Annotated in this window: 20 protein-coding genes; 8 read left to right on the forward strand and 12 right to left on the reverse strand. The window is 62.7% G+C overall.

Annotated elements, in window-relative coordinates; genetic code table 11:
- Positions 1–187: 187 nt before the first annotated feature.
- From exaC to pedF, 7 genes are all read right to left on the reverse strand, one after another.
- Positions 188–1708, reverse strand: a complete 1521-nt coding sequence (gene exaC / locus ACIPQ1_RS07895) for an acetaldehyde dehydrogenase ExaC (RefSeq protein WP_186707619.1) — start codon at positions 1706–1708, stop codon at positions 188–190.
- A gap of 299 nt (positions 1709–2007) precedes the next feature.
- Complete coding sequence (locus ACIPQ1_RS07900; protein ID WP_411384808.1) at positions 2008–3783, reverse strand: PQQ-dependent methanol/ethanol family dehydrogenase; 1776 nt, start codon at positions 3781–3783, stop codon at positions 2008–2010.
- Between the two features lie 353 nt (positions 3784–4136).
- On the reverse strand, positions 4137–4691 hold the full coding sequence (locus ACIPQ1_RS07905) for a hypothetical protein (protein WP_411384809.1): 555 nt from the start codon (positions 4689–4691) through the stop codon (positions 4137–4139).
- Positions 4692–5189: 498 nt separating this feature from the next.
- Positions 5190–6125: a quinoprotein relay system zinc metallohydrolase 1 gene (locus ACIPQ1_RS07910; RefSeq protein WP_411384810.1), complete on the reverse strand. Its 936-nt coding sequence runs from the start codon at positions 6123–6125 to the stop codon at positions 5190–5192.
- A 16-nt stretch (positions 6126–6141) separates the two neighbouring features.
- On the reverse strand, positions 6142–6897 hold the full coding sequence (locus ACIPQ1_RS07915; protein WP_434706046.1) for a quinoprotein dehydrogenase-associated SoxYZ-like carrier: 756 nt from the start codon (positions 6895–6897) through the stop codon (positions 6142–6144).
- A 10-nt stretch (positions 6898–6907) separates the two neighbouring features.
- On the reverse strand, positions 6908–7783 hold the full coding sequence (locus ACIPQ1_RS07920; protein ID WP_446533895.1) for a substrate-binding periplasmic protein: 876 nt from the start codon (positions 7781–7783) through the stop codon (positions 6908–6910).
- Between the two features lie 5 nt (positions 7784–7788).
- Positions 7789–8250, reverse strand: a complete 462-nt coding sequence (pedF, locus tag ACIPQ1_RS07925) for a cytochrome c-550 PedF (protein WP_186707614.1) — start codon at positions 8248–8250, stop codon at positions 7789–7791.
- A gap of 253 nt (positions 8251–8503) precedes the next feature.
- On the opposite strand from pedF, the gene exaA reads away from it, so the two are divergent.
- On the forward strand, positions 8504–10369 hold the full coding sequence (gene exaA / locus ACIPQ1_RS07930) for a quinoprotein ethanol dehydrogenase (protein ID WP_446533896.1): 1866 nt from the start codon (positions 8504–8506) through the stop codon (positions 10367–10369).
- Between the two features lie 146 nt (positions 10370–10515).
- A complete protein-coding gene (locus tag ACIPQ1_RS07935; RefSeq protein WP_411384813.1) occupies positions 10516–11160 on the forward strand; it encodes a pentapeptide repeat-containing protein in 645 nt (214 codons plus the stop codon).
- Between the two features lie 180 nt (positions 11161–11340).
- Here the strand turns inward: ACIPQ1_RS07935 and ACIPQ1_RS07940 are convergent, their stop codons facing one another.
- Complete coding sequence (locus tag ACIPQ1_RS07940; protein ID WP_411384814.1) at positions 11341–11979, reverse strand: response regulator; 639 nt, start codon at positions 11977–11979, stop codon at positions 11341–11343.
- Entirely contained in the window at positions 11979–13232 is a 1254-nt protein-coding gene (locus ACIPQ1_RS07945) for a HAMP domain-containing sensor histidine kinase (protein ID WP_446533897.1), read from the reverse strand. Before ACIPQ1_RS07945 ends, ACIPQ1_RS07940 begins: the two co-directional genes overlap by 1 nt.
- Before the next feature lie 378 nt (positions 13233–13610).
- On the opposite strand from ACIPQ1_RS07945, the gene ACIPQ1_RS07950 reads away from it, so the two are divergent.
- The 6 genes from ACIPQ1_RS07950 (at position 13611) to ACIPQ1_RS07975 (ending at position 18847) form a co-directional block, all read left to right on the forward strand.
- Positions 13611–14777, forward strand: a complete 1167-nt coding sequence (locus tag ACIPQ1_RS07950; protein ID WP_446533898.1) for an ABC transporter substrate-binding protein — start codon at positions 13611–13613, stop codon at positions 14775–14777.
- Between the two features lie 26 nt (positions 14778–14803).
- Positions 14804–15808, forward strand: coding sequence for a YVTN family beta-propeller repeat protein (locus tag ACIPQ1_RS07955; RefSeq protein WP_446533899.1), 1005 nt, complete (start codon positions 14804–14806; stop codon positions 15806–15808).
- A complete protein-coding gene (locus tag ACIPQ1_RS07960) occupies positions 15805–16536 on the forward strand; it encodes an ABC transporter ATP-binding protein (protein WP_446533900.1) in 732 nt (243 codons plus the stop codon). The genes ACIPQ1_RS07955 and ACIPQ1_RS07960 overlap by 4 nt, the downstream gene beginning before the upstream one ends.
- Entirely contained in the window at positions 16533–17324 is a 792-nt protein-coding gene (locus ACIPQ1_RS07965; protein ID WP_446533901.1) for an ABC transporter permease, read from the forward strand. The genes ACIPQ1_RS07960 and ACIPQ1_RS07965 overlap by 4 nt, the downstream gene beginning before the upstream one ends.
- A 264-nt stretch (positions 17325–17588) precedes the next feature.
- On the forward strand, positions 17589–18122 hold the full coding sequence (locus tag ACIPQ1_RS07970) for a PQQ-dependent catabolism-associated CXXCW motif protein (protein WP_250962040.1): 534 nt from the start codon (positions 17589–17591) through the stop codon (positions 18120–18122).
- 59 nt (positions 18123–18181) lie between these two features.
- On the forward strand, positions 18182–18847 hold the full coding sequence (locus ACIPQ1_RS07975) for a response regulator transcription factor (RefSeq protein WP_186731030.1): 666 nt from the start codon (positions 18182–18184) through the stop codon (positions 18845–18847).
- Positions 18848–19007: 160 nt separating this feature from the next.
- On the opposite strand, the gene nahK is transcribed toward ACIPQ1_RS07975, so the two are convergent.
- The 3 genes from nahK to ACIPQ1_RS07990 form a co-directional block, all read right to left on the reverse strand.
- A complete protein-coding gene (gene nahK, locus ACIPQ1_RS07980; RefSeq protein WP_411384820.1) occupies positions 19008–21650 on the reverse strand; it encodes a hybrid sensor histidine kinase/response regulator NahK/ErcS' in 2643 nt (880 codons plus the stop codon).
- Positions 21580–22737 (reverse strand): nitric oxide-sensing protein NosP, encoded by a 1158-nt coding sequence (gene nosP, locus ACIPQ1_RS07985; RefSeq protein ID WP_411384821.1) that lies wholly within the window; start codon positions 22735–22737, stop codon positions 21580–21582. The genes nahK and nosP overlap by 71 nt, the downstream gene beginning before the upstream one ends.
- 606 nt (positions 22738–23343) lie before the next feature.
- Positions 23344–23871, reverse strand: coding sequence for a nitrous oxide reductase accessory protein NosL (locus tag ACIPQ1_RS07990; protein WP_446533902.1), 528 nt, complete (start codon positions 23869–23871; stop codon positions 23344–23346).
- Positions 23872–23888 lie beyond the last annotated feature (17 nt).

Genomic DNA, 23888 nt, shown 5'->3' on the forward strand with positions numbered 1-23888 from the left:
GGCTCGAATGCTACTTTCGAAGCGGTGGGTGGGGTGCGTTGGTATTGGATGGGTGACATGCCATTGCATAACCCTTGTGGGAGCGAGCTTGCTCGCGATGAGGCCGGGACATTCAACATTGGTGTTGACTGATCGACCGCTATCGCGAGCAAGCTCGCTCCCACAGGGGGAGTGCTGTGTTACCGGGTTAGAAGAAGCCCAGCGGATTGATGTCGTAGCTCACCAGCAGGTTCTTGGTCTGCTGGTAGTGGTCGAGCATCATCTTGTGGGTTTCACGACCCACGCCGGACTTCTTGTAGCCACCGAACGCGGCATGGGCCGGGTACAGGTGGTAGCAGTTGGTCCACACGCGACCGGCCTTGATCGCCCGGCCCATGCGGTAGGCGCGGTTGATGTCGCGGGTCCACAGGCCGGCACCGAGGCCGAACTCGGTGTCGTTGGCGATGGCCAGGGCTTCGGCTTCGTCCTTGAAGGTGGTCACGCCCACCACCGGACCGAAGATTTCCTCCTGGAACACACGCATTTTGTTGTGGCCCTTGAGCAGGGTCGGCTGGATGTAATAGCCGCTCGACAAATCACCCTCGAGTCGCTCGGCAGCGCCGCCGGTGAGCAGCTCGGCGCCTTCTTGCTGGGCAATCTCAAGGTACGACAGGATCTTATCGAATTGCTGCTCGGACGCCTGGGCGCCGACCATGGTCTCGGTGTCCAGCGGGTTGCCGCGCTTGATCTTGGCGATCTTTTTCATCACCTCGGCCATGAACGGCACATAGATCGATTCTTGTACCAAGGCACGAGATGGGCAGGTGCAGACTTCGCCCTGGTTGAAAAACGCCAGCACCAGGCCTTCAGCCGCCTTTTCGATAAAGGCCGGCTCGGCTTGCATGATGTCTTCGAAGAAGATGTTTGGCGACTTGCCGCCCAGCTCCACGGTAGACGGGATGATGTTCTCGGCGGCGCACTTCATGATGTGCGAGCCCACCGGGGTGGAGCCGGTGAAGGCGATCTTGGCGATGCGCTTGCTGGTGGCAAGGGCTTCACCGGCTTCGCGGCCGAAACCGTGGACGATGTTCAACACCCCGGGTGGCAGCAAGTCGGCGATCAGTTCCGCGAAGACCATGATCGACAGCGGCGTCTGTTCCGCTGGCTTGAGCACGATGCAGTTACCGGCGGCCAGGGCCGGGGCGAGTTTCCAGGCAGCCATCAGCAGCGGGAAGTTCCACGGGATGATCTGCCCGACCACGCCCAGCGGCTCGTGAAAATGATAGGCGGTGGTCAATTCGTTGATCTCGGCCGCCCCACCCTCTTGGGCGCGAATGCAGCCAGCGAAGTAACGGAAATGGTCGGCCGCCAACGGCACGTCGGCATTGAGGGTCTCGCGCACGGCCTTGCCGTTGTCCCAGGTCTCGCTGACGGCGAGGACTTCCAGGTTCTGCTCGATGCGGTCAGCGATTTTCAGCAGCACCCGCGAGCGGTCCTGCACCGAGGTCTTGCCCCAGGCGTCGGCGGCGGCATGGGCCGCATCCAGTGCCTTGTCGATGTCGGCGGCGTTGGAGCGCGGGAATTGGGCAATGACTTCGCCGTTGACCGGGGACGTGTTGGTGAAATACTCACCGTTGACCGGCGCGACGAATTCGCCGCCGATGAAATTGCCGTAGCGCGGTTTGAAGGAAACGACGGCGCCTGGGGTTCCGGGTTGTGCGTAGATCATGATGGGGCCTCTGCCTGGTCGATGCCTGTCACGGGACAGGCGATAGGCCGATGGTAGAGAGCCCCATGCCGTGGACGAATGCGTCATTGGCAGGGGGCTCTCTCGTTATTTGGTCGTAGGTTTTGCCGCGATCCGAGGATGACCCGGGCTTTATTGTGGGAGCGAGCTTGCTCGCGATGGCGGCGGATCAGTCAACATCGATGCAAGATGTTCTGGCCTCATCGCGAGCAAGCTCGCTCCCACAGGTTCTACATTTGGCAAGGTTTGCTCCCACAGGTTCTACATTTGCCAAGGTTGGCTCAGCGCTTGGCGACAAGCTCTTTCGGCAACTTGAAGGTCCAGAGCATGCCGCCCTGGTTGAAGTCCTTCACGCGCTTGGCCACCTCACCGCCCCACAGCGGCACCGCACCGCCCCAGCCAGAAACCACGGAGACGTATTGCTCACCGTCCATTTCCCAAGTGATGGGCGAGCCAAGCACGCCGGAGCCGGTCTGGAATTCCCAGACCTTTTCCCCGGTCTTGGCGTTGAACGCCTGCAGGAACCCTTCAGGTGTGCCGGTAAACACCAGGTTGCCCTTGGTGGTCAGGACCCCGCCCCACAGCGGTGCGAAGTTCTTGTGGCGCCAGACTTCCTTGCCGGTCTTGGGGTCGATGGCCCGCAGCACGCCGATGTAATCCTCGTTCAGTGGCTTGATGGTGAACCCGGCCCCGAGGAACGCCGCGCCTTTCTTGTAGGCGATGCCTTCGTTCCAGATGTCCATGCCCCATTCGTTGGACGGCACGTAGAACAGGCCGGTGTCCTGGTTGTAGGCCATGGGCATCCAGTTTTTCGCACCGAGGAAGGCCGGGGCGACGAACACCGAACTGCCCTTGGCTTCGCTGCCCGGTGCGCCCGGACGGCTGGCCTCGTTGTAGATCGGCCGCCCGTCCTTGTCCAAGCCAGTGGCCCAGGTGATCTTGTCGACAAACGGGAAGCCGCGGATGAACTTCCCGTTGGTGCGGTCGAGCACGTAGAAGAAGCCGTTCCGGTCGGCCGTTGCCGCAGCCTTGATGTCTTTGCCGCCTTCCTTGTAGTTGAACGAGATCAGCTCATTGACGCCGTCATAGTCCCAGCCGTCATGGGGCGTACTCTGGAAATGCCACTTGATGGTGCCGTCGTCCGGGTTCAGGGCCAGGCGCGACGACGAATAGAGGTTGTCGCCAGGACGCAGGTGGGAATTCCAAGGGGCCGGGTTGCCGGTGCCGAACAGCAGCAGGTTGGTTTCCGGGTCGTAGTAGCCCCCCAGCCAAGGCGCCGCGCCGCCGGTTTTCCAAAGATCGCCCGGCCAGGTCTTGCCCGCCTCGCCACCGGAGATACCGTTCTCGACCGCCTTGCCGTCCTTGTAGACGTAACCCATGTGACCTTCCACCGTCGGGCGGGTCCACAGCAGTTCGCCATTCTTCGGATCGTAGGCGCTGATCTGGCCGACCACGCCGAATTCGCCACCGGCCACACCGGTGATCAGCTTGCCATTCACCACCATGGGCGCGGCGCTGATGGAATAACCTTCCTTGTGGTCGGCCACCTTCTTGCTCCACACCACTTTGCCGGTGTCCTTGTTCAAGGCCACCAGCTTGGCGTCGAGGGTGCCGAAGAACACCAGGTCGCCATACAGCGCTACGCCGCGATTGATCACATCGCAGCAAGGGCGGATGTCATCGGGCAGGCGCGCGTCGTATTGCCACAGTTTCTTGCCGGTGCGCGCATCCACCGCGAACACCCGCGAATAGGAACCGGTGAGGTACATCACCCCGTCCTTGATCATCGGCTGGGCCTGCTGGCCGCGCTGCTTTTCGCCACCGAAGGAGAACGCCCAGACCGGGCGCAAGTCCTTGATGTTGTTGACATTGAGGCTGTCGAGCGGGCTGTAGCGCTGGCCCTGGACGCCCAGGCCGTTGGTCACGATCTGCTGCGGGTTTTTCGGGTCCTGGAGAATTTCCTGATCGGTCACGGCGGCCAAGGCCGAACCTGACAGCAGCATGGCACTGAGCAGCAGGCTCACGGCGAAGGGTTGGCGACGTGCGGGATGAGTCATGACGGCTACCTCTGCGGTTATTGTTATACCCGGGAAATTTTCCCGGTCTGCCACAGATTCTTGGGCTCGGGGCCCTCGCCAACAATTGCCCGCTGTGTTGAGTTTTCTAGTTCCTTGGTACATGTAAGCAGAGCAGAGAACCACCGTCAGACACCCAGTGACCCGGCGCTGTTCGACGGGCCAACGGCAGAACTAAATCCCGGCGATGCACGACCACACGCAAATGTCGACGTGCTACCCTCAGATGTGACAGGGCGGAGGAAAAAATGGACGTCTTAAAAAAAGGGCAGGCTTTTAAGAAGTGTCATTCGCTTTGGACCCAATATGGAAAAACGGCTGGTGAAATCGCCACTTCATCCTCGCGGCTGGCCATGATACCGTCCAGTCTTAGCCTTGCAGCTTGGATCCGACCCCGACTTATCAAATATAAATTGGACGGTGGTTTCGGCCTGTGACATTTCGGGAGGATAACTTGTTGTATCTCCATTGGCACCTTGGAGGAACATTGACAAGTTGTGCCACTGCCCATCTTGCCTCATGGCATCTGGGGATTTAGCCCAACCGTGATCGCGATAGTTGCCAGACTTCCCATTCCAGGTATCCAAACTCAAGTTGACATTTGCCTTATTACCACCGGACTGACCATTGAATCTAGTAATCCTGTACCTAAGAATTTCCGCGGTCCACTGCTGCTGACTAGTACCGCCGACGGTTACGTTCCTTCGATGCGTTTTCACCACCGCTTCACCCTTAAAATTACCAGTTGAGCAGGTAATTTGCCGTTCTGTGAAGCCACCATCAGGCACATCACCCACATAGGCGTAGGCTTTCGCAGGAATTGCACTTATCAGGAGCATCAGGAACGCGGACACCGTAACGCCTGTAGTTGTTTCAAAACTATGTTTCATTAGAAATCCCTTCCTCGGATTACCCTAAGATTCGCTAAGCTTATTGGCCTTGGATCAGTCCATTGACCATTGCGATATCCACCAACGCAGAAAAAACCTTCTCGTGCAGCCTTGTCATCTGCGAACCGGCGTTTTTTCACTCTGGCCTCGGTTCTGGAGGCTGTCTACTGTCAGATTCTACAGGTCAAGTTCTGATCCGATGAACGGCCAACTCAGCGACATCGTTCGACATCGACAAACAAACACCAGCTCGCAAAGAAATTAGTTAGTTATCGATTGCAACTTATCTGATCCAGGACCTCAAAAAATATGCAAGCATCTAATCAACAAGTTTAATGACTCGTGTTGCAAGTAACAAAATGCCCTCACCGAAATGACTTGGAGGCATTTTGACTCCAGCAAGTGGTAATCCTGTTGATGACTCAGGGTTCAGAAAAGTGAATGTAATTCTTGAAGTAGAAAAATCCCCCTCGCCTTGAAAGCTTCAACCAGCCTGGACTATTGATGCTTGACATCTACTCGCTTCATCTTCGCCCGCTCATAACGCGGATAAAGATGACTGACGCTGCGAATCAACTCATACCGAGTCAAGCTGATCCCCGCAAAGCGCTCGGGAATGGGGCCGCGGATCATCTCGGCCATGTCGTCGCCTCGGGTAGCACCGTCGCGCATCAGTTGGTCGAGCCAGCCCAGGTAATCACGCATCTGCGCGAAAGGCTGGGCGTCACTCGCGACCGGGCCGTGGCCAGGCACGATCTGCTTCCAGGGCAAGGCCTGCAAGGTGTCCAGGTCCTTGAGCCAGACTTCCAGACCGGGGCTGTTGGGCGTGGTCAGGGCCCGCTCGTAGAACACCAGGTCGCCGGCGAACAACACGCCAGTGGTTTCATCCAGGATCGCCAGGTCCGCGCCGGTGTGCCCGGCCAATGCCAGCAGACGCAACGAATGATCGCCCACCTTCAACGTCTCGGCCACCAGCACTTGGGTTGGCAGTACCACCTCGGTGCCGCGCATCCAGTCGCCCACCAGCCGGTACATGTTCTCCGCCAGCGCATCACCCTGTTGTCGCAGCAGGTCGGTGGTGCCCGCCAAGGCACCGATAGGCACGTCGCTGAACGCCTGGTTGCCCAATACGTGGTCAGGGTGATGATGGGTCAGCAAGACCTGGATGACCGGCTTGTCGGTGGTCGCCGCAATGGCCTGGCGCAGCGCCTCGCCGTAGCGTTTCGACGGCCCGGTGTCGATCACCACCACGCCGGCCTCGGTGACGATGAACGCCGTATTGACGATATTGCCGCCGTTGGCCTTGGCAAAGTTCTCGGTGCTGCCTTCCAGCAGCCAGGTGCCTGCGGCGATCTGCCGGGGCTTGAGTGAATAGTCGGTGGCGGACCATGCCGGCAGGCACAGGCCAAGACAGAGCAGTAACAGCCAGCGCATGGCGCGCTCCTTCTGGTCAGGGAATGGCCGCCTCGAACGCGTTGCCGCTGTTGTCGCGCAGCACCAGGCGGGTCTGTCCCGGGCCTTGGATATCGAAGCCCAGGTTGGGGTTTTCGCTGACCGCCGGGAACAGCTCCAGGCGCGCCAACACCTGGCCGTCGGCGTCCAGCAGTTGCGCGTGGTTGAGGAAAAACTCCGGGATGCCGCTCACCAGGCCGTTGTCCATTGGATGGTTGACTTGCAGGCGCAGGCGACTCGAATCCCCTCGCGGATAACGGCCGCCCAGCACCTCGCCCAAGTGTTCCTCCCAGCCCGGCTGGGTGCGCACCACGCTGGGAGCAGTGCAGCCGCCACCGGCTGCATCGATCAGGGTCGAACCGACGTGCCACAGGCCATCGCGGGTCTGCACGGCGGCGCGCAACGGCGTGGCTTGCTCGATGCGAATACGGACCGACAGCCAAGGCAGCACCCGCTCCCCGGGTTGGAAATCGACGATTTTCGGCAGCGGGTTCAGCTCGGCCCAGGCCAGTACCCGTACGACGTCGCCGGCAAAGGCCCGGGCATCGATTTCCAGTGGCACCTGTCGCGCATCTTCGGCAAACGGTGGTGCCAGCAGCCGCACCCGGTCGTCGAACACGAACGGCGCGTCCCCCAGCAACTGCTTGTGATAAAAGGCCCACATCACCGACGGCACCGGATCCTTCCCCGGCTCGACCGCCATCGCCAGCCACGGCAGGCATCCTAACAGCAGGCCATACGCTCGCCAGTTCATCCCTGCGCTCCTATTGGTACATTTCGGGTACGTCGTAGCGCAGGCCATAGCGGGCATACATCACCTTGAGGCTGCCGTCGCGGATCAAGCCTTCCAGCGCCTCTTCCACCGCGTAGGCCAACTGACGGTTGCTTTCGTGCACCGCCATGCCGATTTCCCAGCGTTGCTTGCCCATGTTTGGATAGGCATTCTCCGCCAGCGCCAGCTGCTGATCGGCCGCCTCATGCACCTGCCAGTCAACTTCCCCGCGCATGGCCATGACGGCGTCGACCTCTCCGGCCTGCATGGCCCCGAAAGCCTTGGCGACGCTGGGGTAATGGCGAGTCTTGGCGCTGAGCATGCCGTTGAACACCGAGGTCAGGTAGAACGACGGCACACTGTCGACCTCCACCCCGATGGGGTGTTGCTGGAACACGGCGACGCTGCCCACCGACTCCAGCCGGCGACGGTCATACGCCACCTGCCAGCATTCCTGCTGATAGGGACCGAACATCACCACCTGGGCGTTTTCCAGTTCCCCGATGTCGTTGCGTCTTTGCACGTAGTCGTGATCGTACGGCACCCGCATCATCAGGTCGGCCAGTTGCCGGTCGTGCAACGGGCTGCTGCGCCAGATGTAGTCGCGCAGATCGTCGTCGAGCTTCTCGCCGGGTGGTGCCCACATCAGTTTCAGACGCACGCCCATGGCCTTGGCCAGGGCTTGCGCCAATTCAACATCAACCCCCCGGGGCTGGCCCTGGTCTTCAAAACTGTAGGGTGCGAAATCCTTGTAGACCGCCACCTTCAACTCCCCGGCGGCGATCATCTGGTCGTAGCTGCGCACCTGCGCCTGCACCGCCTGGCCAAACAGCAAGAGGCTGCACATTACCCACGCGAACAGGCGCATGGCACTCACTCCTCGACGTGTACGCTGTCGAGGTAGGTGCGCACCGCCCACAAGGCCTCCTGGCTCAGGTAGTCGGCCATTTTCGGCATATAGACCCGGCCGTCGCGCACCGCACCGTGGCGCACGCGTTCGACGAACCACTCATCGCCGGCTTCGGCGGCGTCGAGCATGCGCAGGTCCGGGGCGATCCCGCCGGACTTGGCCTCCAGGCCATGGCAGGCCGCGCAGTTCTGGTTGTAGGCCGAGGCGCCGATCTCCACGGCTTTTTCACGCTCGGGAGCATTGCGATACGGGTTCTGGGCAGCCCATCCATCGGCGTCCAACGGCAAGTTGGTGTCCTTGATCGGGGTCAGTCCCTTGGTTTCCACTGCTTGGGGCACTACGTTGCCATGGGCCCATGCGGAGCCTGCGCCGGTCAGCCCCATCCATAATGCGGTAGCGATGATGGCGTTGCGTTTTGTTGTCATTGTTATGCCCTCTGGATTGCACGCAAGACCTCTTGGCAGAGGCCGTGCCGTCATCTTAGGAACCCTGTGCCGCCAGCCGAATGCTGCTTTGGTGGCCGGGGTCTAGTTCCTTGGTAGCAGGCCATCCGACGCAAGTCGCAAAGACAGGCGGTTTGGGAAATCTTCCCGGCAAAGGCGGGACTTTTTCCGTATCGGCGGCCCCCGGCGCAACCCAACCTAGTCAGGCCAAAACCTTTCACTGGGAACTGCCACCATGAGAATAAAAACGCTACCCGCCCTCTCCTCCCTGACGGTTGCCTTCCTGCTGGCCGGCAGTCTGTCGCTAAGCCCCTTGGCCAGCGCCGCAGCGCCAGGGGTCAGTTGGGAAGACATCGCCAACGACCACCTGACCACCCAGGACGTGTTGCAATACGGCATGGGCACCAACGCCCAGCGCTGGAGCCCGCTGGCCCAGGTCAACGACAAGAACGTGTTCAAGCTGACCCCGGCCTGGTCCTACTCATTCGGCGACGAGAAGCAGCGCGGCCAGGAATCCCAGGCCATCGTCAGCGACGGCGTGGTGTACGTCACCGGTTCGTACTCACGGGTGTTCGCCCTCGACGCCAAGACCGGCAAGCGCCTGTGGACCTACAACCACCGGCTGCCGGACAACATTCGCCCGTGCTGCGACGTGGTCAATCGGGGTGCGGCCATCTATGGCGACAAGATCTACTTCGGCACCCTGGACGCGCGCGTGGTCGCCCTGGATAAGCACACCGGCAAGGTGGTGTGGAACAAGAAGTTCGGCGATCACGCCGGCGGCTACACCATGACCGGCGCCCCGGTGCTGATCAAGGACAAGACCAGCGGCAAGGTCCTGCTGATCCACGGCAGTTCCGGGGACGAGTTCGGTGTGGTCGGGCAATTGTTCGCCCGCGACCCGGACACGGGTGAGGAAGTCTGGATGCGCCCGTTCGTCGAAGGCCACATGGGCCGCCTCAACGGCAAGGACAGTACACCGACCGGCGACGTCAAGGCGCCCTCCTGGCCCGACGACAAGACCACCGAGACCGGCAAGGTCGAGGCCTGGAGCCATGGCGGCGGCGCACCTTGGCAGAGCGCCAGTTTCGATCCCGAGACCAACACCATCATCGTCGGCGCGGGCAACCCCGGCCCCTGGAACACCTGGGCGCGCACGTCCAAGGACGGCAACCCCCATGATTACGACAGCCTCTACACCTCCGGCCAGGTCGGGGTCGACCCAAGCACCGGCGAGGTGAAGTGGTTCTACCAACACACGCCCAACGACGCCTGGGATTTCTCCGGCAACAACGAGCTGGTGCTGTTCGACTACAAGGACAAGGACGGCAAGGTGGTCAAGGCCACCGCCCACGCCGACCGCAACGGTTTCTTCTACGTGGTGGATCGCAACAACGGCAAGCTGCAGAACGCTTTCCCCTTCGTCGACAACATCACCTGGGCCAGCCACATCGACCTGAAGACCGGCCGCCCGGTGGAAAACCCCGGCCAGCGCCCGGCCAAGCCATTGCCTGGTGAAACCAAGGGCAAACCGGTTGAAGTCTCGCCGCCCTTCCTCGGCGGCAAGAACTGGAACCCCATGGCCTACAGCCAGGACACCGGCCTGTTCTACGTCCCCGGCAACCAGTGGAAAGAGGAGTACTGGACCGAGGAAGTGAACTACAAGAAAGGTTCGGCCTACCTGGGCATGGGCTTCCGCATCAAGCGCATGTACGACGATCACGTCGGCAGCCTGCGAGCGATGAACCCCACCACCGGCAAAGTGGTCTGGGAACACAAGGAACCGCTACCGCTGTGGGCCGGCGTGCTGGCGACCAAGGGCAACCTGGTGTTCACCGGCACCGGCGACGGCTTCTTCAAGGCCTTCGACGCGAAGACCGGCAAGGAACTGTGGAAATTCCAGACCGGCAGCGGCATCGTCTCCCCGCCCATCACCTGGGAGCAGGACGGCGAGCAGTTTATCGGCGTGACCGTCGGCTACGGCGGCGCCGTGCCGCTGTGGGGCGGCGACATGGCCGAACTGACCAAGCCCGTGGCCCAGGGCGGGTCGTTCTGGGTATTCAAGATCCCGAGTTGGGATAAGGCGACGGCGCAGAAATAGCCCGAACCCACCTGGGCCCCGACCCACACCATAACCCCTGTGGGAGCGAGCTTGCTCGCGATAGCGCAGTGTCAGTCAACATCAATGCCGGCTGAACCACCGCCATCGCGAGCAAGCTCGCTCCCACAGAAAAGCGAGTTCGAGTCATGAAATTTTTGCCATTGCTGCTGCTGTTCATCGGCACCTTTGCCCATGCCGACGACCCCGACACCCCACTGACCATCAACGGCTGCACCATCGCCGAATCCAGCCAATGCCCCGGCGCAAACCTGCGCGGCGCACAACTGGCGAACCAGGACCTGCGCAAAATGAACCTCAGCGGCGCCGACCTGCGCGATGCCGACCTGCGGCACGCGCGGCTGGACTTGGCCAACCTTGAGAAAGCCCAGCTACAAGGCGCCAACCTGACCCGTGCCAGCCTGCAACAAAGCAACCTGCGCCTGGCGGACTTCAGCGGTGCCACGCTCATGGCGATCCAGGGTTGGGGCCTGTTCGCCCAAGGCGCGCAATTCCAGCGTGCCGACCTGACGGCGGCCTACCTCCAATTCGCTCGCCTGTCCGGTGCCCGCCTGCACGAGGCCAATCTGCAAGCCGCAGACCTGGAAATGGCCTGGCTGAGCAAGGCCGACCTCAAGGGCGCCAACCTGCGCGACGCCAACCTGCAAGAAGCCAAGCTCGGCGAAAGCAACCTGGAACAGGCCAACTTGAGCGGTTCTCGCCAGCATTATGGGAATTTCCAGGATGCGAATATGCAGGGCTGTACCGGGTGCCCAACGTCCTGGGATCAGTGAAGGCTCTGGATCACACAAATCCTTGTGGCGAGGGAGCTTGCTCCCGCTGGGGTGCGAAGCAGCCCCCAATAGGGTCAACTCAATGAGCCTGACACACCGAGGTGCCGGGTTTTGGGGGCGCTCCGCACCCCAGCGGGAGCAAGCTCCCTCGCCACAGGTGATCGCATTTCAAATCAAACATTAACCGGCCACCCGCACCACCCCCATATCGATCCCCAAATGCACCAGCTCGGCATGGGAACTGACCTGCAACTTGCTCTTGAGCAGCGTCAGGTGGTTGGACACGGTCTTGGCGCTGATGCACAGCTGTTCGGCGATGGTCCGGGCCGGGGTACCCTTGGCGAGCATGACGAAAATCTCCAGCTCCCGCTGGGTCATGCATTGCAGGCGTGGATCGACAGCCTGTCGCGAGCTGGCGCAGGCCAGTTGCGTGGCCAAGGACTGTTCGATGTAGGCATGGCCCCCAAGCACCCGCCGCACCGCTTCCACCAGCACCTGGGGCGCCGAGTTCTTGGTCAGGTAGCCCGCCGCACCCGCATCCAGCGCCTGGCGCACCAGCGGCAGTTCGTCGTGCATGCTGAAGAACAACACCCGCAGTTGCGGCAGTCGCTGGCGCAGCCGCCGGGTGGTTTCCAAGCCACTGATCCCGGGCAAGCCGAAGTCCATGATCACCAGATGAGGCACCTGCTCCAGCACCTGGCTCAGCGCCTCTTCACCCGTGGCCGCTTCGCGGACCTGCAGGTCCGGCATCAGTACCCGCAACAAACTGGCATAGCCCTGCCGCACCACCGCATGGTCATCCACCAACAAAATGTTCATCACGCCTCCCAGGCAATATTCAAGGCCAGCGCCCAACCGGCACCGGGCTGGCTGATGACACGCAACTCACCGCCAAGGCTCCGTGCCCGTTCGGCCATCGAATGCAGGCCCACGCCCGCACGCGGTGGTTGCGGCGCGCCCTGACCGTTGTCGCGCACCAGCAAGCGCAAGCGTCCGGCGCGATGTTGCAGGCGAATCCGTACCTGCGTGGCACCGGCATGTCGGGCAACGTTGGTCAACGCTTCCTGCAACAAACGATACAGATGGGTCTTGTCGGGCCCCGACATGGGTGGCAGGGCGGTATCGATCCGCAACTGGCAGGCGATGCCCTGGGTTGCCTGCCATCGCCCGGCCAACACCTCGATGGCCTCACATAACGGCAGGTGCTGCAACACCACCGGGTACAAGTCATGCACCAGCGCCCGGAACCCCTGCTGCAAATGCTCGCAATGGTCTTCAAGCTGGCTGACGGTCTGTTCCAGCGTCGGCGGTTGATCCATCACCAGCCGCAGCAGGCAGGCACGGGCACGAATACCGGCCACATATTGGCCCAGGTCGTCGTGCAGGGTCTGGGCCAGCCGGGTGCGCTCCTGCTCCTGCACCGCCAGCAAGGCCTGGGTGAGCCGGGCGTTATCGGCCTGGGCCTCGGCCAAGGCAGCGGTCATGCGGTTGAAATGCCCCGCCAATTGCTGCGCCTCCGGCACACCTTCAGTGCCCAGGCGCACCTGCAGGTTTCCCGCAGACACCTGGCGCAGCGCTTGCAGTAGCTCGTCGAGCAAACGCATGCCACGCCGTACCGCCCAGCGGATCACCAACAGGCTGAGTAACAACGCCAAGGCGCAGACGTACAACAGTTGCACCAATGAATCGAGGATCTCGTCGATCTCGTCCCGCGGATCGACGGCAATCCATGCCCGTCGACCGTCAGGCAAATCCACCACCTGGGCCGCCGGGCCATCGTCCAGCAGGCGGCGGCCGAGCAAGGCCTTCACCCCTTCCTCATCCGCCGGGAACAGCTCGCCGGGAACCAACCAACGGACCCGCACATGACGCAGGCTGCCGGTCAACCGTGGCTGGAGACTGGCCGGGTCGCGCTCGGCGGTTTCGCGCAGGTAATGCACCACCGACTCGGCCGATTGCAATTCACGTTTCACATCGGCCATGGCCTGGTGCAACAGCAGGACGGCACAGGCCAGGGTGACCAGGGCGAAGAAGGCGCAAACCCAGAGGTTGATTCGCCAGAGGGCTGACATGGCTAACGTTCCTGCCCTGAATTGACACCCATCCCCTGTGGGAGCGAGCTTGCTCGCGATGACGGCGGCACATTCAATACCGTGGTCGACTGAACCACCGCTATCGCGAGCAAGCTCGCTCCCACAGGGGGGCGTGGGGGTTTCCAGGTTTTGGGACGATCCACACCGACCAAGCTCAGGATCAACAGGAACGGCAGCAGCAGGGTCTTGAGAATCCGCATGGTCTGTCCACTCCTGGTCAATAACGATTGCCTTGCATCCTAAAACCCCGGCCGCCAAGGCGAGTTACTACCTTGGTACTGCCCCGGCGGTACTTTCTGCATATTTCCCCTTGGCCGCGGCCTTCCTATGCTGGCGCTACCCGCAATGGAGGACGTCATGCGCCGGCTCGTCAGTTACGCCCTGGTTTTTCTGCTGGCAGCGACAACCGCTCACGCCGGCGATGCCGCACCGTTGCAAGTGCGCATCGGCTACCTGGCTTATCGCCCCAACCCGGGCCCGCTGCTCTCCAATGTCATCGCCGAACCGGCCGATGCCGGCTTGCGCGGCGCTGAGCTGGCGGTCGTCGACAGCAACAGCACCGGGCGTTTCCTCAAGCACGACTACCGCCTGGAAAGCGCCAGCGCCGACACGCCCGAAGCCCTGCTCCAGGCCGCCCGAACCCAACACGACCACGGCCTGCGGTTGTTCGTGGTCAACGCACCGGCCGCCAGCCTGCGCCAGCTCAGCGCCGCCCTGCCCGACAGCCTGCTGTTCAACGCCGGCAGTCCCGACGACAGCCTGCGCACCACCGACTGCCTGGTCAACGTGCTGCACAGCCTGCCCGACCGTGCCATGCTCGCCGATGCCCTGGTGCAGTTCAGCGTCGTGCGCAAATGGCAGCGGGCCTTGCTGGTCGTCGGCCAGACGCCCGAGGACCAGGCCTACGCCGCTGCCTTGCGCCGGGCCATGAAGCGCTTCGGCATGAAGACCGTCGCCGAGAAGGCCTGGCAGTTCGACAACGACCAGCGCCGCAGCGCCCAGGCCGACATGCCGCTGTTCACCCAGACCGCCGAGTACGACGTGGTGCTGGTGGCCGACGAACGCGGCGACTTCGGTGAATACCTGCCCTACCAGACCTGGTACCCGCGCCCGGTGGCGGGCACCCAAGGGCTGACGCCCACCGGCTGGCACAAGACCGTGGAAACCTACGGCGCGGCGCAGTTGCAAAAACGCTTCGAAGCCCTGGCCGGGCGCTGGATGAACGACCGCGACTTCGCCGCCTGGATCGCCGTGCGCAGCATCGCCGCCGCCGTGAGCAAACTGCGCCAGGACGACCCGTTCGCCATCCGTCAACTGGCCCTCAGTGACCAATTGCCGCTGGACGGTTTCAAGGGGCGCAAGCTCAGCTATCGCCCCTGGAATGGCCAACTGCGCCAACCGATTCCCCTGGTCCAGCCCCGGGCCCTGGTCAGCACTTCGCCCCAGGACGGCTTCCTCCACCCTTCCAATGAAATGGACAGCCTGGGCTACGACCAGCCCGAAGTGAGCTGCCGTTACCCCTGATCGATAACAACAATAAGGAAACCGCCATGCGCCGCGCCTTGATTTACCCGGCCCAGCTCCGCCCGACCCTGCTATGCAAAGCCCTCGCCCTGGGCGCTGCATTGCTCGCCGCCGGCCCCGCCGCCGCCAGCATCGCCTGGGTCTCCAACGAAAAAGACAACAGCCTGAGCCTGATCGACCTGCAGCGCCTGGAAGTCATCGAAACCCTGCCGGTAGGCCAGCGTCCCCGGGGCCTGCTGCTGTCCCATGACAATCGCCTGCTGTACATCTGCGCCAGCGACTCGGACCGGGTCCAGGTGATGGACGTCGCCTCCCGAAAAATCATCAAGGAACTGCCGTCCGGCAAGGACCCGGAGCAGTTCGCCCTGCACCCCAACGACCGCTGGCTCTACGTGTCCAACGAGGACGATGCCCTGGTCACGGTGATCGACACCCAGACCTCCGAAGTCCTGGGCCAGATCGGCGTGGGGGTCGAGCCCGAAGGCATGGCCGTCAGCCCCGACGGCAAGTGGGCGGTCAACACCAGTGAAACCACGAACATGCTGCACTGGATCGACACCAGCACCCAGACCCTGGCCGACAATACCTTGGTGGACCAGCGCCCGCGTTTCGTCGAATTCAATCGCGACGGTACGCAGCTCTGGGCCTCGGCGGAGATCGGCGGCACCTTGACCATCCTCGACGTCGCCACGCGCCAGGTGCTCAAGACCTTGACCTTCCAGATCAAGGGCGTGCACCCGGACAAGGTCCAGCCGGTGGGCATCAAGCTCAGTGCCGATGGCACGCTGGCGTTCGTCGCCCTGGGCCCGGCCAACCATGTCGCGGTGATCGACGCCAAGACCTTCGAAGTGCTGGACTACCTGCTGGTGGGCCGACGAGTGTGGCAACTGGCGTTCACCCCAGACCAGAAGCAACTGCTGGCGACCAATGGCGTCAGCGGCGATGTCTCGGTGATCGATGTAGAGAGCCGCAAAGTCCTGAAGTCAGTGAAAGTCGGACGCTATCCATGGGGTGTGGTGGTGACGCCATGAACGCCCTGGAGGTCAGCGACCTGAGCTTTGCCTATGGCGCACGCGAAGCCCTCAAGCAGATGAGTTTCCGCCTGCCCGCTGGACGTTTCGCCGCGCTGCTGGGACCCAACGGTGCTGGTAAGTCGACGCTGATCGCCCTGCTCACCCGCCTGTACGACCTGCAGCGTGGCGAGATCCGCATCGACGGTCATTCTCTGCAAAGTTCTCCGCGTCCGGCCTTGCGCCAGTTGGGTGTGGTGTTCCAACAAAGTACCCTGGACCTGGACCTGAGCATCGAACAGAACCTGCGCTACCACCTGGCGCTGCATGGTTTTTCCCGACGCCAGGGCAGCGCCCGCCTCGACGCCGAACTGACTCGCCAGCACCTGATCGAGCGGCGCCATGAACGGGTGCGCGACCTCAACGGCGGCCACCGGCGCCGGGTGGAGATCGCCCGGGCCCTGCTCCACGAACCGCGCTTGTTGCTGCTCGACGAACCCAGCGTCGGCCTTGATCCGGCCAGCCGCCTCGCCCTCGGCCTGCACATCCGGCAACTGTGCCGCGAGCAAGGCATCAGCGTGCTCTGGACCACTCACCTGCTGGACGAAGTGCAGCCCAGCGATGACCTGTTGATCGTGCATCAGGGCCGCCTGGTCGCCAGCGGCAAGGCCGATGCGGTGAGCCAGGAACACGGCGGCACCCTCGGTTCGGCCTTCACCCATTTGACCGCTTCGGGAGCCCGACCATGAGCGTGTACTGGCACTGTTTCAGCGGCATCGTCATGCGCGAATGGCTGCGCTTCGCGCTGCAACGCACCCGGCTGCTCAGCGCCCTGGTCCGGCCACTGCTGTGGCTACTGGTGTTCGCCGCCGGCTTTCGCGCGGCACTGGGCATCGCCATCATCGCCCCCTACGACACCTACATCCCCTACGAGGTGTACATCGTGCCGGGGCTGGCCTGCATGATCCTGTTGTTCAACGGCATGCAGGGCTCGCTGTCGATGGTCTACGACCGGGAAATGGGCAGCATGCGCGTGCTGCTCACCAGTCCCCTGCCCCGGGCGTTCCTGCTGGCGAGCAAGTTGCTGGCGACGTCGCTGATCTCCCTGTTGCAGGTCTATGCCTTTCTCGCCATCGCCTGGCTGTACGGCATCCAACCGCCGGCCATGGGCCTGCTGCTGGCCTTGCCGGCGCTGCTGTTGGTAGCGCTGATGCTCAGTGCCCTGGGCCTGTTGTTGTCCAATGCCATCCGGCAATTGGAGAACTTCGCCGGGGTGATGAATTTCGTGATCTTCCCGATGTTCTTCCTGTCCTCGGCGCTGTACCCGCTATGGAAAATGCAGGAAGCCAGCCCGTGGCTGTACTGGCTCTGCGCGGTCAGCCCGTTCACCCATGGCGTGGAGTTGGTGCGTTATGCGCTGTATGAGCAGTTCAACCTGCTGGCGATGGCGGTGTGCGTGGGCTTGACCCTGGTGTTCGCGTTGTTGGCGGTGTGGACGTTCAATCCGCAGCATGCGGCGTTGCGCAAGGCCAGCTGAACCGGCCCCAAGCCAATCCTCCTGTGGGTAGAATCCCCTGTGGGAGCGAGCTTGCTCGCGATGGCGGCGGATCATCCAGCGATGATGTTGACTGACACACCGCTATCGCGAGCAAGCTCGCTCCCACAAGGGTTCTTCACAAGGGCTCAGCCCAGGGTCCATGGCCAAAATTACTACTTTAGTACCGGTTTTCCTGTCCATGGTCGCATTCACAAGACCTCGACCCTGGCATGTAATGGGCGCATAACAAAAAGGATAAATCCTATGCCCCGTTTGCTGGCGATCCTCCTGCTGGGCCTGGCGCTGAATGTCGCGCAGGCCGAGACCGCGCTGTTTTCAGCCCAGGGCTATCGCATCGCCCAATACCGCAGCCCGACACCCGCCACCGTCGACGGCGCCCAGACCCTCGACACCCAAGCCCTGCAACGCCTGCTCGACCAAGCCCAGCCTCCGCTGCTGATCGACGTCTACCGTCGTCCATGGGTCCAGGGACGTTTCATCGACAACGAACCCCATGCCAACCTCCCCGGCAGCCTCTGGCTGGCCAATACCGGGGACGGCGATCTCGACCCGACCTGGCAGGACTACTTCAGCCATCACCTGCGCACGGCCACCGGCGGGCGGCTGGAGCGACCGCTGGTCTTTTATTGCCGCTCGGATTGCTGGCTGAGCTGGAACGCGGTAAAACGCGCCGCTGCCATGGGCTATAAGCATTTGTATTGGTACCGCGATGGCCTGGACGCCTGGGAGGCGGCGAACCTGCCCCTGCAAGCGGCCCGGCCCGAACCCTTTCCCTGAATGTGCAAGAAATGCGTGCAACTGCCCTGCCCCACACGACAATAACGAGGTGAATGGCCATGTATAAAATCCTGATAGCCGACGATCACCCACTGTTTCGCGAAGCCATCCACAACGTCATCAGCGACGGTTTTCCTGGCAGCGAGGTCATGGAGACCGCCGACCTCGACAGTGCCCTGGCCTTGACCGCCGAACACGACGACCTGGACCTGATCCTGCTGGACCTGAACATGCCCGGCATGCACGGGCTCAATGGCCTGATCAACCTGCGCAACGAGGCGCCAACCATCCCCGTGGTGATCGTTTCTGCCGAGCAGGACAAGCAAGTGGTGTTGCAGGCCATCACCTATGGCGCGGTGGGTTTCATCACCAAATCCTCCCCACGCTCGCAAATGACCGACGCCATCGAACAGATCCTCAACGGCAACGTGTACCTGCCGCCCGACATCATCCGCACACAAAAAAGCCCGACGGGCCGCCGCCTGAACGAAACCCCGGCGTTCCCACCGGAACTGCTCCAGGCCCTGACTCGCAAGCAACTGCTGGTGCTCGAACGCATGACCAAGGGCGAGTCGAACAAGCAGATCGCCTACACCCTGGACATCGCCGAAACCACGGTCAAGGCCCACGTCTCGGCGATCCTGCGCAAGCTTAATGTGCACAACCGGGTGCAGGCGATTCTCAGCGCCGGGGATATTGATTTCGGGGCCTATTTGCGGCGTTGAACGGTTGAACACTACAGGGACATGTGGCGAGGGAGCTTGCTCCCGCTGGGCTGCGAAGCAGCCCCATTCTGAACAAGCCTGACACACCGAGGTGCCTGGATTTTGGGGCCGCTTCGCGCCCCAGCGGGAGCAAGCTCCCTCGCCACAAAAGCCGTTCGGTTCAATGACCCTGGGATTGGCTTAGCAGATGGCTCATCGCAATCTTGAGCTTCATCGGCCGCACCGGCTTGTGCATCAGGGTGTGGCCGCGCTCGCGGATCTGCTGCTTGAGTTCGTTGCTGTAGTTGGCGGTGATCATCATGGCCGGGATCGGTGAGGCCCGGCGGGCGTTGATCCGGGCCACGGCGTCCACACCGTTCTGATCGTGGTCCAGGTGGTAATCGGCGATCAACAGGTCGGCCTCGGCGTGGTAGTTGTCCACTTGGCGGGCCAGGTCCTGCTCCGACAACGCCGTCACCACCTGGCAACCCCAACCCTCCAGCAAGGTGCGCATGCCGGCGCAGATCGCCGCATCGTTATCCAGCACCCAGACCCGTGCCCCCCGCAGTCGTTCCAGCATCGGCTCGCTCATGTCCAGGCACGGCAACGGCTTGGGTGCGGTGGCGCTCAGCGGCACGTCGATGGCGAACATCGAGCCCTTGCCCGGCCAGGAGCGCACCTGGATCCGGTGCCCGAGGATCCCGGCGATTTTCTCGACAATCGCCAGGCCCAGGCCCAACCCACGGTCCTGGTTCGGGCGCTGGACGTCGCCGCGCTTGAATTCCTGGAATATTTCCTCCAGGCGATTCTCGGCAATGCCGATGCCGCTGTCCCAGACCTGGATCGACACGCGCTGGCGATGCCTCCGGCAGCCCAGCACCACCCGACCGCTGGGGGTGTAGCGAATGGCGTTGCTCAGCAGGTTGCGCAGGATCCGCGCGAGCAATTGCATGTCGCTGCGCACCAGCACCGAACAGCCGACATAGTGCAGCTCCAGCCCTTCGCTGCGGGCGATCTGGGCGTATTCGGCGGCCAGGTTGTCCAGCAATTCGCTAAGGCCGAACGGCGCGACATCGGCCTTGATCACCCCGGCGTCCAGCTTGGAAATGTCCACCAGGGTGCCCAGCAGGTTCTCGACGTCCTGCAGCGAATTGCTGACGTTGCGCACCAATTGCGCGTTGGCCACCGGCTCGCGACGTTCGAGCAGGGCACTGGTGAACAAGCGTGCGGCGTTGAGCGGTTGCAGCAGGTCATGGCTGACCGCTGCGAGAAATTTGGTCTTCGACAGGTTGGCTTGCTCGGCCTCGCGCTTGGCCTCCCGCAGGCGCAATTCCACCCGGCTGCGCTCGTCGATCTCCCGCAGCAACTGGTCGTTGAGGGTGGTCAGTTCGGCCGTGCGCTCCTGGACTCGCTGTTCCAGGTTCTGGTAAGCCTGGTGCAATGCCTCGGCGGTGCGGCGGCGTTCGGTGATGTCGCGGATCAGCACGAAGATCCCGACCACTTCGCCGTTGGCCAGGCGGTTCGGCACGTAGGAGCGCAGCATGTAGCGCTCCTGGTTGTTGATGTTGGTCTCGGCGAATTCAAAGGTGACGCTCTCACCCGCCAATGCCCGGTCCACGTAGGCTTCCAGGCGCTGGTAATGCTGCTCGCTATGGGCTTCGCGCAGGCTCTGGCCGAGCATCACGCCGCGGGGCCAGCAATACCACTGCTCATAGACCTTGTTGGTGAATTCGTAGACCAGGTCGGCGTTGAGGTAGGCGATCAGCGCCGGCACATGGTCGGTGATCAGGCGGATCCAGCGCTCGCTTTCGCTCAGTGCCTCGGCGTGCTGGTAACGCTCGGTGATGTCAGTAAACGTGTTGACGTAACCGCCGGTGGGCAATGGATGCGTGCGGATCTCCAAGACGCGGCCATCGGACAGGCGCTGCTCGCATTCATGGATCAACCGGCCGTTGCTGTCGCGACTGGCCGGGGTCAGCAGTTGCAGCTCACTGTCGCCGATCACTTCGTTGAAGGGCCGGTGGGCCGCCACCGGGGCCAGGCCACTGAGTTCAAGGAAGCGCCGGTTCCACAGTTCCAGCACGCCTTGGGCATTGACCATCGCCACACCCTGGGACAGGTTGTCCACCGCCCGCTGCAACAGGTGGGACTTCTGCGCGATGGCCTGCTCGCGGCGCACGGTTTCGCTGAGCTTGACGTCGGTGATGTCAGTAAAGAGGATCACTCGCCCGCCTTCCTGGGTCGGCCGCTCGCTGACCTGCAGCCAGCGTCCGTCCTGCAAGCGATACAACACGTGCTCGTCGGCCTGGCCGCGGGGCTCTTCGCTGAACAAGCCGTTGGCGGTCATCAAGCGCTTGACCTCGGAAAGACGCATCCCGGCGATGATGCGCACCCGACTGTTGGCCCAGAAGGCCTTGAAGCGGCTGTTGAACAGGACGATGCGTTGCTGCTCGTCGAACAGCACAAACGCATCGGAGATGCTCTCGATGGCGTCGATCAGGTGCCGGTGGGCAGTTTCCGCCCGCAGTCGCGCCTCGCCCAGCAAGTGATTGCCGGCCTTGAGCTCGGCCATGGCCTGGTTCAGCGCGTCGGTGCGCTCACGCACCTGCTCGGCCAGCACCACCGAGTGCTGGAACGCCGCATAGGGGTCGTTGCCGCGGGTCACACCGGACTCCACCCGCTCGATCAGCGCCGCGTTGATGCGCCGCAACTTGCGGTTTTCGTGTTGCAGGCTGGCGAGCTGGACCTGCAGGTCAGCGATGGCCGGGGACGCGATGTCGGGCAATGGCAACTCCGGTGAACGTCTGGTTGATGTGCATGCCATTGAACTGTTCTCCATAGGTGTTGAACCCCATCACCCGTTGTTCGCGCAGGAACTCGCCGATCTGTTCCAGGCCACCGCGGTCTTCCAGCTCCAGGCGCCGCAGGAAGCAATCGCAGCCGATGGTCAGCAGCAAGTCGCCGAGGCGTGCCTGCAAACCGTCGAACAGTGTTTGCAGGTTGTGCAGCAAGGGACCGGGGGTCATCGCGGTGAGGACGATGCCGTTCTCCACCGCACAGTAGAAACTCAGGCTCAGGTCCGGGTGCACCTGCTGGATCGCCCGCACGTAGTACTGGTCGTTGATCCGCACCGCCAGGGGATGGGCGGCGAAGACTCGGTAGTCGAGGGCGCTCACTGGGACGCCGATGTGCCGGGCGTATTCCTCGGCGGCGGGTTCGGCGTTGAGCTCATAGACCCGGCGCGAAGCACTGTCGGCGCCGGTCACCACCAGTTTCTCGTCCCGGGGCAGGATGTGGTGGGTGGTGAAGACCTCGAACTCCAGCCAGGTGTTGATCAGCACCACCACGGCCGCGCCGCTGTGGAACTGGCCTTCGAAGTAGACGTGGGTGTGGGTCAGGTAGTTGTCATCGCCGGCCGAGCCGCCGAAATGCGGGATATCCCCCAACGCGGCGCTCAAGGCCGCCAGCACCATTTCCTCGCGGCTGGACAGGCCGTCGAGCAGGGTCAAGGCGAAACTGTGGCCCTTGATCGGCGCCAAGGCGTTGCTGCGACAGCCGCTGGCCAGGCGCTCGACCATTTGCTGGGCGTCGATCAGGCTGAAGTGCTCCATTTCACCGATCAGCTCGGCGGCAATGGAAAAGTGTCGATGATCGAACCCCACCGCCGTCACGCAGTTGCGACCGTAGCCCTGGGCGGTGATTTCCCCGGCGCTGGTGCAGCCCACCAGGCGAATCCCGCCGAAACTCTGGGACAGCGCCTGGCCCAGGGCCGGCAAGTCGTATTCGGCGGAACAGAAAAACAGCACGAACCCCAGGTGCGGGTGCAACAACTGCCGCGCCAGCGCCTGGGCCACCTGCTGGACGTCGGTCGCCTGGGACATGGCGCTCACCACACCTTCGCTCTGCTGCATCATCGCCTCCGGCGGGTGCGTGATAGGAGCCCTGAGTGTACGAAGCCGCGCCGGGGCGACGAATGCTACTTGGGTAGTGGGTGGACACTTCCATGGGATGAGAAGCTGGTACGCACCGCGCCCCCTCCTCCTGGCTTGGAATACCTTTGTGGCGAGGGAGCTTGCTCCCGCTGGGGTGCGAAGCGCCCCCATGAAGCTGCCCACATCAACCTGACACACCGCGGCGCCTGGCCTTGGGGCTGCTGCGCAGCCCAGCGGGAGCAAGCTCCCTCGCCACAACAGCCGTTCAGCTGTGTGTCAGGGGCTGTCGATCGTTCCCTCGCTCCTGCGTGGAAATGTCGCCAGGGACGCTCCGAGTTCCACTTCTTCAAAAACTAAACTCCCCATCCGTGAGCACACGCGGACGTCCAGCAAACGAAGGCCGCTTTTGTGGCGAGGGAGCTTGCTCCCGCTGGGCGCGAAGCGCCCCCATGAAGCTGCCCACATCAACCTGACACACCGCGGCGCCTGGCCTTGGGGCTGCTTCGCAGCCCAGCGGGGATAAATCCCCTCGCCACAAAAAGCGGTTCGGTGCTGGCAATAGAGCGGTTCGGTACGCGGGCAATATCAGTGGTTCATCGGCGCCATGGCGCTCACCTGCCCCAGCAGTTTCTGATCGATGTCCTCCAGACGCAGCACCCGGCCGCCGCTATCGCTCGCCAGTTTTTCTGCCGCCTGGGGATCGGCGAACGAAGCCAATACCACGCCCATGGCGCCTTTGAGCCCGCTGCCAATGACGAAGTACGCGCTGCGGGCGTCGATCAGATGGGCATCATCCGGCGCATCCCAATGGCTGCGCCCCATGTCGTGGACATACAGCTTGACGTCGGCCCGATGGTTTTCCGGCTGCAACCACCAACCCAGCATTTCCGCCGGCGAGCAGAACTTCTTCACGCCTCCTGTCCCGACCGCCGCGCCCTTGGGCCCGGGAAAGTCAGTGATGACCATGCCGCACACATGGCACTCATCACTGGAATGGAACGCCAGCGCCGCCTCGCTGGCCGCAGGTGGCTCGGCCTTGTCGCACGCCGCCAACGCCAGGCACATCAATAACCCGGCCAAGAGGCGGCCCGTCTTCAAAGACACTCTATTCATCGTTGCATGCTCCCTTG

The organism is Pseudomonas sp. LARHCG127 (assembly GCF_052871455.1).

Coding starts and splice junctions, on each gene's coding strand:
- exaC (WP_186707619.1), bottom strand. CDS start 1,708: ATGATCTACGCACAACCCGGAACCCCAGGCGCCGTCGTTTCCTTCAAA.
- ACIPQ1_RS07900 (WP_411384808.1), bottom strand. CDS start 3,783: ATGACTCATCCCGCACGTCGCCAACCCTTCGCCGTGAGCCTGCTGCTC.
- ACIPQ1_RS07905 (WP_411384809.1), bottom strand. CDS start 4,691: ATGAAACATAGTTTTGAAACAACTACAGGCGTTACGGTGTCCGCGTTC.
- ACIPQ1_RS07910 (WP_411384810.1), bottom strand. CDS start 6,125: ATGCGCTGGCTGTTACTGCTCTGTCTTGGCCTGTGCCTGCCGGCATGG.
- ACIPQ1_RS07915 (WP_434706046.1), bottom strand. CDS start 6,897: ATGAACTGGCGAGCGTATGGCCTGCTGTTAGGATGCCTGCCGTGGCTG.
- ACIPQ1_RS07920 (WP_446533895.1), bottom strand. CDS start 7,783: ATGCGCCTGTTCGCGTGGGTAATGTGCAGCCTCTTGCTGTTTGGCCAG.
- pedF (WP_186707614.1), bottom strand. CDS start 8,250: ATGACAACAAAACGCAACGCCATCATCGCTACCGCATTATGGATGGGG.
- exaA (WP_446533896.1), top strand. CDS start 8,504: ATGAGAATAAAAACGCTACCCGCCCTCTCCTCCCTGACGGTTGCCTTC.
- ACIPQ1_RS07935 (WP_411384813.1), top strand. CDS start 10,516: ATGAAATTTTTGCCATTGCTGCTGCTGTTCATCGGCACCTTTGCCCAT.
- ACIPQ1_RS07940 (WP_411384814.1), bottom strand. CDS start 11,979: ATGAACATTTTGTTGGTGGATGACCATGCGGTGGTGCGGCAGGGCTAT.
- ACIPQ1_RS07945 (WP_446533897.1), bottom strand. CDS start 13,232: ATGTCAGCCCTCTGGCGAATCAACCTCTGGGTTTGCGCCTTCTTCGCC.
- ACIPQ1_RS07950 (WP_446533898.1), top strand. CDS start 13,611: ATGCGCCGGCTCGTCAGTTACGCCCTGGTTTTTCTGCTGGCAGCGACA.
- ACIPQ1_RS07955 (WP_446533899.1), top strand. CDS start 14,804: ATGCGCCGCGCCTTGATTTACCCGGCCCAGCTCCGCCCGACCCTGCTA.
- ACIPQ1_RS07960 (WP_446533900.1), top strand. CDS start 15,805: ATGAACGCCCTGGAGGTCAGCGACCTGAGCTTTGCCTATGGCGCACGC.
- ACIPQ1_RS07965 (WP_446533901.1), top strand. CDS start 16,533: ATGAGCGTGTACTGGCACTGTTTCAGCGGCATCGTCATGCGCGAATGG.
- ACIPQ1_RS07970 (WP_250962040.1), top strand. CDS start 17,589: ATGCCCCGTTTGCTGGCGATCCTCCTGCTGGGCCTGGCGCTGAATGTC.
- ACIPQ1_RS07975 (WP_186731030.1), top strand. CDS start 18,182: ATGTATAAAATCCTGATAGCCGACGATCACCCACTGTTTCGCGAAGCC.
- nahK (WP_411384820.1), bottom strand. CDS start 21,650: ATGGCATGCACATCAACCAGACGTTCACCGGAGTTGCCATTGCCCGAC.
- nosP (WP_411384821.1), bottom strand. CDS start 22,737: ATGCAGCAGAGCGAAGGTGTGGTGAGCGCCATGTCCCAGGCGACCGAC.
- ACIPQ1_RS07990 (WP_446533902.1), bottom strand. CDS start 23,871: ATGAATAGAGTGTCTTTGAAGACGGGCCGCCTCTTGGCCGGGTTATTG.